Raw genomic sequence first — 12746 nt, 5'->3', positions numbered from 1 at the left:
AATGCATCACTAAGCCGCTACACGCCTCACTCTGAAGACATTAATGCCGAACAAAGTAATTACGGCAAGTACAAATGGAAGTACATAGATATTTAAGCTCTCCCACCCCACTGTCGCCTCTAACCAACCAGACAATAATGCAGTCATTGTCACACAGCTAAAGACAAAAAACTCGTTAAATGCCTGAGCCTTAGATTTGTTATGTGTCTCATAAGACTGACTGAACAAACTCGTAGCAGCAATAAACATAAAGTTCCATCCAACGCCGAGTAAAACAAGAGCCAATGAAAAGTGCCAGATAGATTGTCCGTGGATATTGATTGCTACACACAGTACAAATAAGATAGCGCCAGTAAGGATCATCTGCCTTGCGCCATATTTCTCAATCAGTTTGCCGGTGAAAAATGCTGGAACAAACATACCCAAAACGTGCCATTCAATAACCCCTGCGGCTTTCTCGAAATCGAAGCCACAACCAATCATTGCTAAAGGCGTTGCCGTCATCAAAATATTCATTACCGCATAAGCCACCATGGCCGCAAATACAGCTAACATGAAGTTAGGTGCTTTAATGATTTGCCTGATCGAATCTGGGCTATCTTTTGTTTTACTTAGCTGATGACTTGGAAATTCAATAGTTTGTAACAGGCATAATGCGATGATGTTAAGTACAATGAGAGACATAAACGCCCCAACATAAAGTGAATCACCTGTCATCTGCTGTGAGTAAACAGCAAGGTTTGGCCCAAGGATAGCAGCCAGTACACCACCAGCCATAGATATTGAGATTGCTTGATGCCGTGCATTTTCCTTACAAACTTCTATGGCTGCAAAGCGGTATAAAGTCCCAAAGCCGATACCAATACCTAATAGAAAAGTGCCGAAACAAAACAAATAAAACTGCTCACTATACAGAGCGTATGTCGAAACAGACGCCCCCGTAATGCCCACTAGATTCCCTAAGCTAAAGCCTTTTCGCCTACCGAACCTCCCCATGATCAAAGAGGCTGGAATAGTGGCACTCATCAAGCCAAGAAATTGCAGAGCTACAGGCAAAGTAATCATACTTTCAATCGGTGCTATTTCCTTACCTACTAGTCCGATCACAGATATCAGGAGAATGTTTCCTGTCATCAACAATGCTTGACACAGTGAGAGAATCCAAACGTTTCTGTTCACTTTAATGCCTCTTTAACCGCTGCATTTGCGTGTATCTCTGCAGTATCGAATAAAGGAACTTCCGTGTCGTCCTCGCTAATGAGTAAGCCTATCTCAGTACATCCGAGAATCACCCCCTGTGCACCTTGCTCACCTAAATCTTCTATGACCGTTTTAAAGTCCTGTTTTGATCTTACGCTCAGGGTACCAAGACACAGTTCATCATAGATGACGTCATGTATAAGTCGGCGCTGAACACCATTCGGAACAATAACCTCAATCCCAAATTTATCCGTCAAACGTTGTTTGTAAAATGATTGTTCCATGGTAAATGCAGTACCAAGTAAGCCAACTTTATTGATTCCTTGTTCAACCAATACTTGACCTGTTGTATCAGCAATATGTAGTAATGGAATAGAGATCGCCTCTTCTACCTGACTGGCTACTTTATGCATTGTATTGGTTGCAATAAGCACAAAGTCCACACCTGCTTTTTCTAGGGACTGGGCAGCATTACTCAGAATAACCGCTGTTTTCTCCCATTCGCCTTTATGTTGCAAAACTTCAATCTCCGCAAAATCGACGCTATTTAGAATCAACTTTGCAGAATGCAAGCCCCCTTTCTCAGCTTTGGTTGCTTGGTTAATCTGCTTGTAGTAGCTGACTGTTGACTCCCAGCTCATACCACCAATAATACCAATTGTTTTCATCGCACTTCCCTTCACATGATTACTACACCAATTAATCAAATGCGTAACAAAATTACAAGATGATTTCCAAGCTCACTGACATAAAAAAGCCCTGAGTAGAATCACTCAGGGCTTTTCAATTTCTATCACCAAATTTAGCTGGTAACTTCTTCTTTGACGGGGAGCACTTGCTTGACATAGTCACCAGGAGCAGGGCCAAGTACAGGGAACTGCTCGTTGCCTGTATTAAACGGCTCCACTTGCTCTTCTGGGCTAAAGCCTAATAGCCATTGATGCCAATGCGTCCACCACGATCCTTCAGTGTGCTGCGCATTACTTAACCATTCATCCGCGCTTTCATCTAAGCTGTCATTGGTCCAAAAACCGTATTTATTCTTAGATGGATGATTGACGATACCCGCAATGTGGCCAGACTCACCTAAAACGAACGTTTTATTACCACCAACGTTCAAAGCACCGCGATACGTACCCTGCCACAAGGCAATATGATCTTCTTTAGTGGATACAAAGTAGCTTGGAATCTTAATCTTATTGAGATCGATCCATACACCACCAATCTTGACACCCTTGTCCTGTACCAATTTATTGTTCAAATACAGTTCACGAAGCATAAAGTTGTGACAGGTTGAACTGACATTGGTGCTATCACTGTTCCAGTACAACAGATCAAAATCTACTGGGCTTTGGCCTTTAAGATAGTTGTCTACATAGTAATTCCAGTAGAGGCTATTTTCACGAAGCAGGCTGAAAGTCACGCTCAAAGAGCGGCCATCCATATAGCCCTTAGCGTTATTCTGCGCTTCAATGGCACTGACAATCGTATCGTTGATGTATGCACCTACCTCTCCAGGTTGCGAGAAGTCGAGCAATGTGGTGAAGAAGGTAGCACTCTTAATACGTTTTTTCATTCGCTTCGCAGCATAGTAAGCAATAGTACTTGCCAATACAGTGCCACCAATGCAGTAACCCGCCGCGTTAATCTGCTCTTGTCCGGTAATATCTTCAATCGCAGATACTGCCTTGACCACACCATCCGTCACGTAGTCGCCAAACTCAACATGGCTTTGTGCCTTACCAGGGTTACGCCACGACATCATAAATACCGAGTGTCCCTGTTCAAGCAGCCAACGAACCATTGAATTTTTCTGGCGTAAATCAAGGATGTAATATTTGTTGATAAATGGCGGCACGATTAAAAGTGGTGTTGCATACACTTTTTCCGTCATCGGACGATACTGAATTAACTCAAACAGTTCATTACGATAAACGACTTCACCTGCCGTATTAGCAACATCATCACCTAAACGAAACGCGTTATTGTTCGTCATGCGAATCTTTAAGATATCAGCACTCGACTCTGCGTCTTCTTTCAGTTGTTCTAAGCCTGCAAGAAGGTTTTCACCATTTTGCTCCAGAGTCAGTTTCAATAGCTCCGGGTTAGTCGCGATAAAGTTACTAGGAGACATCGCATTGATTGCTTGCCGAGAAAAGAAGCTAATGCGCTCTTTCGCTTTTTCATCTAAGCCTTCAATGCTATCGATAGTTTGTAGGTAAGTTTTACTGAAAAGTAAGTATGACTGTTTGATGAAGTTATAAAACACATCGTTTTGCCATTCTTCATTGGAGAAGCGTTTATCTCCTTTTTCCGCTTCAACAACAGATGTGTTGTTTTGTGCCAAAACGACATTTTGCCAGATTTGCAGTTGCTGTTGCCACCAATCAGCTTGGATTTTCAACATAGTAGCTGGTTGGTTAGCTGCACTTTCGAAGAGTTTCGTTGTGTCTTCGAAATTGACTTCTTGCATGGCTTTGTTTAGAGGGGAATTAACGGCTGCCCTGCTTAGTTCTAGATCTTCCCACCATTGTTGATTGGTTTCCTGAAGCTTCACAAGGTAGTCCGAAAAGAAGTGTTGATACATATTGCTACTCCTATGATCGGAAAAAATGCCGCCTCTCGGCGGCAAACAAGTCAGTGCTATGCGGGAGTCACTGTCTTAAGGTTTTCCGTAGTAAGCTGATCAACATCATCTTTGAACTCTTTAGCGATAGATTGTAGCTTGTTGCTGTCATCCATCATTTGCTGAGAGAGCTTTGTAAGTACAGAAAGCTGCTGGCTGTTAAATGCAGTCAGAGAAGTGACATCTTTAATCTCACTTGCCGCTTTCATTTGGGTTAGGCCCATTTCGCTGTAAGTACGGATAGCATTTAGCTGAAGCTCTGTTAACACTTCTACGTTCTTAGTCACAAGTTTGTTGAATTTTACGTAGGGCTCTAGGCTTTTTTCAGTTTGGTCTGTGAAAGATTTGAAAAAATCAGTGTACATAGTCTTACTCCTGGGTTAATTCCATTTTAATTTAGCTAAAATTCAGGCTCGAATTGAATTTAAGCGATTGATTTAATAACGACGGCCGTTCCCATACCGCCACCAACACATAGCGAAGCGACACCATAAGTCCCATTGCTTCGGTTAAGCTCGTGTACAAGAGAAACCAAAATACGGTTACCTGATGCACCCAGAGGGTGGCCAAGAGCAATCGCACCACCATTTACGTTGGCTTTATCTAAAATCGAAGAAACAGATACATCGTGCTCTTGTGCGAGTTTATGGATAACACCAAGCGCTTGAGCGGCAAACGCTTCGTTCAACTCATAAACATGTATATCGTCTGTGGTAATATCCGCTTTACTCAAAGCTTGCGTCACAGCTTCAACAGGCCCCAATCCCATGATCTGCGGGTCTAAACCGGACTGCGCGTAGCTAACTATTTCAGCAATGGGTTCTAAGCCATGTTGTTGAACCGCACTCTCGCTCGCAACGATAATGGCACTCGCACCGTCATTGATACCAGAAGCATTCCCAGCCGTTACCGTCCCTTCTTTATCGAATGCTGGGCGCAATTTTGCTAAACCACTTAGCGTAGCACTTGCTTTAGGGTACTCGTCGGTATCGAACACAATGGTTTCTTTGCGTTTTTTCACATCCACAGCAACAATTTCATCAACGAATTTGCCAGCTTCAATCGCAGCCACTGCTTTCATTTGGCTAGCCAGAGCATATTCATCTTGCTGTTCACGGCTAATGCCCACTTCTCGCGCAACATTTTCAGCCGTTTTACCCATGTGGTATTGGTTAAATACATCAGTTAAGCCATCGTTGATGAGCAGATCCGTTAGATTCATGTTGCCCATCTTGTGGCCGTCGCGAATGTTGCTAGGCACAATGAAAGGAATTTGAGACATCACCTCTACACCAGCGGCGACGACGACAGATGCATCACCGGAGCGAATGTGGCTGACCGCGTCCATGACGGTTTTCATGCCACTGCCACATACCATATTCAGTGTATAGGCAGGCACAGTCTCAGGGATTCCAGCATAGATGGCGGCCTGACGACCAATTCCCATGCCTTGCCCTGCACCAACCACGTTGCCGACAATCACTTCATCAACTTGTTCAGGGCTTACCTTCCCTTGTTCCAATGCAGCCTTAATAGCAATTGAACCTAGGTTTCCTGCTGCAATGTCTTTTAATGTTCCACCAAATGCACCGATTGGTGTGCGTTTTGCGGCAACAATATAAACTTTTTCCATCACACTCACCCTTAATGCATGTATAAGCCGCCGTTTACGGACAATGTCTCACCCGTAATATATGCACCAGCATCGCTGACAAGAAATGATACAGACTTAGCGATCTCTTCTGGTGTAGCAAGACGCTTCATCGGGATCTGAGCTTTAATCGACTCCAGCACTTCTGGCTTCATTTGCTCCACCATTGGCGTGCCCGTGTAGCCTGGAGCAACCACGTTAACAGTGACACCACTTCTTGCCCCTTCCGCTGCAAGCGCTTTAGAAAAACCGATCATACCGGCTTTCGCTGCAGAGTAGTTTGTCTGACCAAACTGGCCTTTGAGACCATTGACTGAAGAGATATTAATGACTCGCCCATTGCCTTTTTCACACATCGCAGCAAACAAGGGTTGCGTAACATTAAACAAGCTATTGAGATTTGTTTCGATGACATCTTTCCAAGCTGATGCGGTCATTTTCTTGAACACACCATCACGAGTAATACCTGCATTATTCACAACAACATCGATGGTGCCTTCTTCCTCTAATAGCAAAGCCAAACGTTCAGCACATTGTTCAGTGTTTGTGACATCCAACTCAAACAAGCGGACTTGATCTTCGTTGAATTCTTTGTCGTTAAACCAATCCAGAGCGCACTGATAGTTACCAGTAAAATAGGTAGCGATTACACGATAGCCATCGTTCACTAGTTGAGAAGAAATTGCAGAACCAATTCCGCCTTTTGATCCCGTGATCAAAGCGACTTTTTTCATTAAGAGACTCCATTCTTAACAGCAATTAAATTTATTCGCCACTAACTGGTGCTCAAGCCAAGCACCAACCAACGTTATTAGTAATATTTCAGTAAGGCACTTTCTGTCCTTGTTCTGATAAATAAAACTAAACTCTTAATGTTACAGTTCAAATACTTTTTGAGTTTAGTTGCATAATGTTGAACGAGATCTCATAAGGAATGAAATGTTATATAAGTGTTAACTTACCATAAGCCATTGATTTGAAATGAATTAAATTAAAACTTATTTTTATCAGAAGTGTATAAAACATTGTTTTAACTTGAATTTTCATTGCTTACACCTATTTCATCAGTCTTTATCACCTTTTAAAAAGCAAGTATTTTTGTTGCAGATAGGTTGATATTATCATGACAAAATAATCAATTTCCTATGACGTTTAGTTTTCATTATGCACTTTATGGAATTTACAATTCTAATAATTAAATAAAATGCATCCTATTAATTTTGGAATATATTAAAAATCTCTAAATATGTTTTAAAATATAATCATTTCTAAATATTTTATACTTATTCTATAACTCACCACCGTTGTAGAACCTAAAACATACCATGCCCCCAACCGCTATTTGAGTTCGCTTCTAACCCAGTGATGACCAGAGTTTAGTAATGTGTTTGTCACGGCTAGTTGGCTACACGTCTGCACCCTGCGCTTATTTACCGCATGCATTATAGGTTTATGGTATGAATATTTTCGTGCTTTAAGAGATGAAAAGCGGTTAGATTTCTGATAGAAATACCGCGTCGTAAGTAATTGAAAAAGAAAATGCTAGAAAAAAAACAAGGCCGCCGTAGCGCCCAAGATGCCGAGCAGACGAAGTGCGATATCATGAAGGTTGCGACTGAACTATTTTGCGAGCTTGGTTATGAACGTGTCTCACTACGTAATATCAGTGAAAAAGCTGGAGTTTCACACAGTTTGATTCGTCATCACTTTGGTAGCAAAGAAAAAATCTGGCACGCAATCAGTGACCGATTACATAGCTATATAGAGGCTTATATTCATACCATCGTCAATAATATGCCCAAGGGTATAAGTCCGAACATAAAGCTGTACTTGTTTTCTGTTCAGCTTCTCGCCCATCTATTGACCTTCAAGCAACCAATACAACTTATCGCCGATGCCGTACGCCAAGAAGATACACTTTTTGACTACTTCATTGACCATTCAGGCGAGCTGGAAGCGTTAGTCAACCGCATTGCTGATGACTATAATCAAGCATTCCCCAACACTCCGATAAAAATCTGGGAAATCAAATGGCAAATGATTATGTTTGCACACGGGGCAGCTAGCCTCGAACCATTCATGCGAGAAACCTGGAGGGATGAAACCGAGGACTATTCACAGTGCTTACTCAAGCATTGGAATATGTTCAATCAAATGATGGCATGTCGCTTTCAAGTTCCACAAACAGATATGCTTACACCAAATAAAGTTGAAGAGTTAGTCTTTGATCTAACTTGTGAGCGATAAAAAAGTCTGCGCTAAGCAGACTTTATCTATTGAAAATTATTTAACAGGTTCTGGAAGTTAGTATCGATAATAAAATACGTCGCCGCATACATAATGGAGAACAATATCGCTGATACACCTAATGTCACTCTTGGAGGTATAACTCGCTTCAAAGGTTGCTTTAGGTATTTGGCTTTAAGATTCACCAAGGATACTTTTTCGTTTTCCGCTAGCCTTTCATCTTTAATGAGGCGATAAATTGTATTGGCGATATCAGCAAGTTTTTCCTGTCCTCTTTCTTCTCGGCCATACTTTCCTTGAAAGCCAAGCTGAATAAGAAGGTAAAGCAATTCGATGACGTATCGATAACGACGCGGATCTGCTTTCAAACGTTCGAGAATAGTAAAAAACTTATCACCACCTGAAGTTTCATTGTGAAACTCAGCCAGCAGACTATTTTGACTCCAGCTACTGTTTGATCCCCACTCTTGACGGCATACTGCTTCATCAATTGCAGCACATAAGCAATAGCGGATAACCAATATTGATGCACGATCGACTTCCATCTCATTTAGCTTACGTTCTCCCTTGCGTATTTCACGAGCAATTTGCTCCCGAAACGGCATAGGATCTTCGAGCCAAGGAATAGAAGACATGCATGACAAGCTAGCAATTAACCAAGAAAACTGATCTACCAGCGGGTTGACACCCATTTTCTCGATATTCGGGTCTTTAACCGCGATATTTCTCGACAAGTCAGGCGCGGGCATCACCTCCATTGGCTTACCCGGCTCTGGCTGGAACAATACAACGGTTACATCGTTATCTATGTAACTCATGCTCTAACTGCCCATAGCTGTAGCGATAGATTAGCGAAGTCTCCAGAAACATGTACTGCAATCGCCGATGCACTTTCTAATGCGGCCCATTCTTCACTTGCTCTGTCGAGCTCAAAATAGGTATAACCTGCATGATATGGGAGCGCTCTCGGCACAACTGGCATTGGCTTAATACCGATACCAGGAAGCTGTAAGTTAATGAGATCACGAATATTATCGATAGACCCAATCTTGGTCTGACTAACAAATTGAGTATGAAGCACATCAAGGGTGACGTCTGCTTTCACAGCCAAGATAAAGGTTGCGGTTTCAACCACTTTCTTATCAGGGATCACCGCTGTACGAATACCGAAGTTCTGCTCTTGCAGCGTTAATGGTATTGCACGTTGCTCGGACATTACACTTAATGTGCGCTTCGCATTCTCCAACGTACGCGATAGACAACTCGTTAAATCACCGTGGTTATACTCTATGAATTCAGGCGGTCTACGAGAAGCAGAGCACAATGTTGAAAGCTCACCTTCCGCCTGAAGCAAGATACGGTACAGTGACTCAGGATGAACACCTTCAACACTTGAAAAATGCCAGAATAGAGGTTCATAACGGTTGAGCGCTTGTAACAGCATAAAATCAGAGACCGTCGATACACCTTGCTGGTCAACGGTACCGAGGCGTTCCACAATCGATTCCGCGCGGTGCTTTAACATCGAAGCAAATTCACTGGTGAACTTGCTGAGTACTTCTGATGCATTGATATCAATACAAGTTGGAATGTAACGATCATCCAGCACAACACTGCCATCTGGTTTTACTTCAGAGACTTTAAGGATCGGTATTGCAGTATAAGCACTACGATCCTCATCTTCGTACATTAACCGAAACTTAAGTTGTCCGACCGCGATGTTAGCTGTGTCTTCACTTTCATATACAGCGTCGACAGCATCCTGATGACGCACAATATAACGAGCACCGTCTTTGTCAGAACCAAACAATTCTTCTCGTTCAGAGGGCAGCGGACAACACAAATAAATCACTTTATCGGTAATTGACGGGTCAACTTCCTTGACGTCAGGCACCTCAGCCAAAAGGGGCAAATCAAACGGCGTCCGATCTTGAAGAACACCTACCGCTCGGGTAACAGCGATCTTTCCTTGAGTCAGTAATTCTGTATTGATTTCGATACGATTCACACCCCAGTGTAGTGGTGTACTACTGGCAAACAGCATGGTGCTTAGTTTCGTCTGAGCACGATCAAATTGCTGAAAGTGTTGTGGTTTCATGAACATGCCATCTTGCCACACTACAGGATTATATAATGACATTTCGTTGTTCCTTAAAAGTAAGTTTGCTCAATTCCACGCGTAGAGTTGAACGACAACTCGCTTCCCTCTAGCTTCAGTTTTAAGAAGTATTCCGATTTTTCTTCAATTAACTCGACTTTTCGCCACGACGAGCCATTAATGTCACGAAAAGCCGCTGAAAACCCCAATGCTCTTGTCGCAGGATCAAGGACAAGCACTTCATGGATTTTTTCACCCGGCTTTAGCTGGTACTCATAACGTTTAATGTATTCATCACCAAGTGATGCCTTGTCATTCTCGAATAAGGCAAAGAAGTCCAAATTACGAAACAATACTGGAGAGGTTAATTCATGAATACGAAGAATGACTGGAGAAGGTTGCCCTCCATCACGCTGATTTAACTGAGGTGAAGCTTCAATGATCAACTCAATAGATGAGGTTTCCGGCGTAATGCCGCTCGACTCCTTGAACTGATCCCACATTGAGCAACCAGTTAAGGAGAAGAATAAGAAAAGGACGATAAGTTTACGCATATTTTTCTTTTAAGAGTCGATTATAATTTTCTTGAACGAGTTTTTTCGTGCCCACTCCGTGTACACCTTTTAAACTCTCCAAATAGTGCAATTTGTACGTATCCCACAATTTTTGTTTGGCCAGAAAACCTTTGTTCTCGCTCTTCTGCTCAAAGATTATTGGATCGTACTGGCTGATACTTTGTTGAACATAGCTATTAAGAGCTTGCTCATATAAAGACTTATGCTCGCTGATTTCATCCAACATTTGCTCTACAAGTTCGTTGGGTGACAACATACTTTGCTTGTTTAGATCCAACATTAAGCTGATCAAATCGGTATCCGCGGGCGTATGAGATTGCTTCAATTCTTCAATTTCAACAAGCTCATGCTGCAGTTTTGTCATACACAAACGTAGGCAAATCCCCATCTGTTCGAACAGGCGAGGATCAGCATCAAGTAATTCATCATCAGTCACACCCAGACCTTTCTTGAACGAAGACAACAAATCGCTGTGTGAATGCTCAGGAGTCACCGCACCTTTTTGTCTATCATGCCCTTCAGAAGGTTGCGACTCAATTTTAGGTGCGACTTCTTCCCACTGCTCGCTCTGGACTTTTATTGCGCTTGGCACTGATGCGGTGGATTGCTGCTGCGCAGGTACTGAAGCTGTCGTGTTCTTGGATTGTGGGCGCGGCGTTACAGGTGGTATAGTGTTTTCCACTTGTTTAGGCTGAGCATCAACACCAGCCATCCAGTCTTCAGGAATCAGACTCGGTGCATCAAACTCTGAATAAACACTTAGGCTGTCATCGACCATTTGACGTGCTGATTCATTCGCCACAACAAACTGCTCAAGCTCTTCCTCCTCTGAACGAATAAGATGCTCTTCGCTTCTATCAAGTGAGAAATCCAAGTGTGTCATTGGGTCAGAGGCGTCTGACTCGTCCGATTTTGTCTCAAGGAAAATTTCTTCCAACGGCCCCTGTTGCTCAAGCTCTGCAGGCACTTCATCCAGATTAACGAGCGGATCCATTGTATCTCGGTCAGGGGTAATATCGAATGCAATATCCGCGGTATTAGTAGTACGTTCTACGCTGACTGATAATTCATACTGCCCTAATACAATACTATCCCCTTCATGGATTGGGATAGGTTGATTTTTAAGCAGTTTATTTCCATTGACAATGACTCCATTGGTGCTGACGTCACTAATATAATACGCATCACCATAAATACTCACTAAGCAGTGAGTACTGGAAATATAACGATTGTGGTCAACCAAAGGAACTGAACATCCTGGGTTGCGGCCAATAGAGCCACCACTTTCTGGTAACTCTACGAACTTTGCTCCCGTGTATTCTTCAGGATGCTTTGATATGACTATAACCAAGCGCTCTAACAAAGCTTTTATCCTCTAGAAAAGAAGTGACACTGTGAACTCAACACCACCAAGGCCATCGTTGTATACCGGTAGAATATACGATGCTTGCGGGATAATCTGGAGGTGTGCATCCGGGTTGCTGCCTAACTTGATCACAGTACCGATTGTCGCTACAGCCCCCGCTTCGAACTGATCAATATCTTCAAGCTGTGAACCATATTTAAATCCATCACTATCCACAACCCAACGATTCGAATACTGGCTATAACCAGCTGACAAACCTGCACCGATATAAGGTGTAAAAATAGACCAACTGCCTAGAGCATATTGGGGCACAATTCGTAACTCGTAGTTGGTTACTTCTTGATAGATACCGTTTGCAGGCGCATCAATAGATTCATTGATATAATTGAACCCTAACCACCATCTCCAGCGGTTGTTGTCTTCATCGATTGGTCGAGTGTGGACAAAACCATATCTCAACGCGTCAACTGTGCCGCTCGTTCCTTCTTTGTATTCGATGCTGTCAATGCTCAGCATATTGATGGAGCCACCATAGCGCTCCCCTTTCGCGTTAGCCACCGTTGACACAGTACATGCCAATGCGAGTAAGCCCAGTCGACTTAACTTGTTCATCCTTTTATCCTCAAAAGGTCTAAAGTCAAAAGATAAATTAAAGATTCAGCAAAATAGCAGGCTAACTAACAAATTCAATAGCGAAAAAAAATCCCCACACAATTATGTTCTTTCTCCTATCGTTAACTTCTTTTTTCCTATCAAAATGGACATTTCAACTATTGGTCAAAATTCAATCATCAGTCTCAATATTTAACTCGAAATGATGAGTAGAAAGGGTAAATCCGAAATTGCAATCATTTACCTGTATAATATGGACAATAAATAACCATACTGTAAATATGAAACACCACCACTATTTACTATTTTCTCAATTAAACTTTAGTAGTAAACGATAGCGGTCACATTTAATGAACTTTAATTAGCTTTAA

At 42.4% G+C, this 12746-nt stretch carries 12 protein-coding genes; 1 reads left to right on the top strand and 11 read right to left on the bottom strand.

Features of this window, described 5'->3' with window-relative positions; genetic code table 11:
* Positions 1-9 precede the first annotated feature (9 nt).
* The 6 genes from L1D15_RS02540 to L1D15_RS02515 all read right to left on the bottom strand — a co-directional run bounded on the left by L1D15_RS02540 (position 10) and on the right by L1D15_RS02515 (position 6211).
* Positions 10-1179 (bottom strand): MFS transporter, encoded by a 1170-nt coding sequence (locus L1D15_RS02540; protein WP_239863960.1) that lies wholly within the window; start codon positions 1177-1179, stop codon positions 10-12.
* On the bottom strand, positions 1176-1868 hold the full coding sequence (locus L1D15_RS02535) for an aspartate/glutamate racemase family protein (RefSeq protein WP_239874568.1): 693 nt from the start codon (positions 1866-1868) through the stop codon (positions 1176-1178). Before L1D15_RS02535 ends, L1D15_RS02540 begins: the two co-directional genes overlap by 4 nt.
* A gap of 134 nt (positions 1869-2002) precedes the next feature.
* Positions 2003-3787, bottom strand: a complete 1785-nt coding sequence (phaC, locus tag L1D15_RS02530) for a class I poly(R)-hydroxyalkanoic acid synthase (protein WP_239835221.1) — start codon at positions 3785-3787, stop codon at positions 2003-2005.
* A gap of 56 nt (positions 3788-3843) precedes the next feature.
* On the bottom strand, positions 3844-4191 hold the full coding sequence (locus L1D15_RS02525; protein WP_239835222.1) for a phasin family protein: 348 nt from the start codon (positions 4189-4191) through the stop codon (positions 3844-3846).
* 59 nt (positions 4192-4250) lie between these two features.
* Positions 4251-5459, bottom strand: a complete 1209-nt coding sequence (locus L1D15_RS02520) for an acetyl-CoA C-acetyltransferase (RefSeq protein WP_239835223.1) — start codon at positions 5457-5459, stop codon at positions 4251-4253.
* Positions 5460-5470: 11 nt separating this feature from the next.
* A complete protein-coding gene (locus L1D15_RS02515; RefSeq protein WP_239835224.1) occupies positions 5471-6211 on the bottom strand; it encodes an SDR family oxidoreductase in 741 nt (246 codons plus the stop codon).
* Positions 6212-7016: 805 nt separating this feature from the next.
* Between L1D15_RS02515 and L1D15_RS02510 the strand changes: the two genes are divergently transcribed.
* Entirely contained in the window at positions 7017-7724 is a 708-nt protein-coding gene (locus L1D15_RS02510; RefSeq protein ID WP_239874567.1) for a TetR/AcrR family transcriptional regulator, read from the top strand.
* Between the two features lie 26 nt (positions 7725-7750).
* Here the strand turns inward: L1D15_RS02510 and icmH are convergent, their stop codons facing one another.
* From icmH to L1D15_RS02485, 5 genes are read right to left on the bottom strand one after another with little or no spacing between them, the layout of a single operon-like run.
* On the bottom strand, positions 7751-8542 hold the full coding sequence (gene icmH, locus L1D15_RS02505) for a type IVB secretion system protein IcmH/DotU (RefSeq protein ID WP_239835226.1): 792 nt from the start codon (positions 8540-8542) through the stop codon (positions 7751-7753).
* The gene (gene tssK / locus L1D15_RS02500; protein ID WP_239835227.1) at positions 8539-9864 is read right to left on the bottom strand and encodes a type VI secretion system baseplate subunit TssK; all 1326 of its coding nucleotides are present in this window, start codon (positions 9862-9864) and stop codon (positions 8539-8541) included. The genes icmH and tssK overlap by 4 nt, the downstream gene beginning before the upstream one ends.
* 11 nt (positions 9865-9875) lie before the next feature.
* A complete protein-coding gene (gene tssJ, locus L1D15_RS02495; RefSeq protein WP_239835228.1) occupies positions 9876-10376 on the bottom strand; it encodes a type VI secretion system lipoprotein TssJ in 501 nt (166 codons plus the stop codon).
* Positions 10369-11760 carry a type VI secretion system-associated FHA domain protein TagH gene (gene tagH, locus L1D15_RS02490; RefSeq protein ID WP_239863955.1) on the bottom strand — a complete coding sequence of 464 codons (1392 nt, stop codon included), beginning with the start codon at positions 11758-11760 and terminating at the stop codon, positions 10369-10371. The genes tssJ and tagH overlap by 8 nt, the downstream gene beginning before the upstream one ends.
* Positions 11761-11772: 12 nt before the next feature.
* The gene (locus L1D15_RS02485) at positions 11773-12375 is read right to left on the bottom strand and encodes a hypothetical protein (RefSeq protein ID WP_239835230.1); all 603 of its coding nucleotides are present in this window, start codon (positions 12373-12375) and stop codon (positions 11773-11775) included.
* Between the last annotated feature and the right edge of the window lie 371 nt (positions 12376-12746).

The sequence above is a fragment of the Vibrio sp. Isolate25 genome, from assembly GCF_022398025.1.
GTDB classification, from domain to species: domain Bacteria; phylum Pseudomonadota; class Gammaproteobacteria; order Enterobacterales; family Vibrionaceae; genus Vibrio; species Vibrio coralliilyticus_A.
This window is presented reverse-complemented; position numbering and strand designations above follow the sequence as displayed.

What these genes read in the sequence shown, in the direction of transcription:
- L1D15_RS02535 (WP_239874568.1), bottom strand. Translation starts at nt 1,868, where the DNA reads ATGAAAACAATTGGTATTATTGGTGGTATGAGCTGGGAGTCAACAGTC.
- phaC (WP_239835221.1), bottom strand. Translation starts at nt 3,787, where the DNA reads ATGTATCAACACTTCTTTTCGGACTACCTTGTGAAGCTTCAGGAAACC.
- L1D15_RS02525 (WP_239835222.1), bottom strand. Translation starts at nt 4,191, where the DNA reads ATGTACACTGATTTTTTCAAATCTTTCACAGACCAAACTGAAAAAAGC.
- L1D15_RS02520 (WP_239835223.1), bottom strand. Translation starts at nt 5,459, where the DNA reads ATGGAAAAAGTTTATATTGTTGCCGCAAAACGCACACCAATCGGTGCA.
- L1D15_RS02515 (WP_239835224.1), bottom strand. Translation starts at nt 6,211, where the DNA reads ATGAAAAAAGTCGCTTTGATCACGGGATCAAAAGGCGGAATTGGTTCT.
- L1D15_RS02510 (WP_239874567.1), top strand. Translation starts at nt 7,017, where the DNA reads ATGCTAGAAAAAAAACAAGGCCGCCGTAGCGCCCAAGATGCCGAGCAG.
- icmH (WP_239835226.1), bottom strand. Translation starts at nt 8,542, where the DNA reads ATGAGTTACATAGATAACGATGTAACCGTTGTATTGTTCCAGCCAGAG.
- tssK (WP_239835227.1), bottom strand. Translation starts at nt 9,864, where the DNA reads ATGTCATTATATAATCCTGTAGTGTGGCAAGATGGCATGTTCATGAAA.
- tssJ (WP_239835228.1), bottom strand. Translation starts at nt 10,376, where the DNA reads ATGCGTAAACTTATCGTCCTTTTCTTATTCTTCTCCTTAACTGGTTGC.
- L1D15_RS02485 (WP_239835230.1), bottom strand. Translation starts at nt 12,375, where the DNA reads ATGAACAAGTTAAGTCGACTGGGCTTACTCGCATTGGCATGTACTGTG.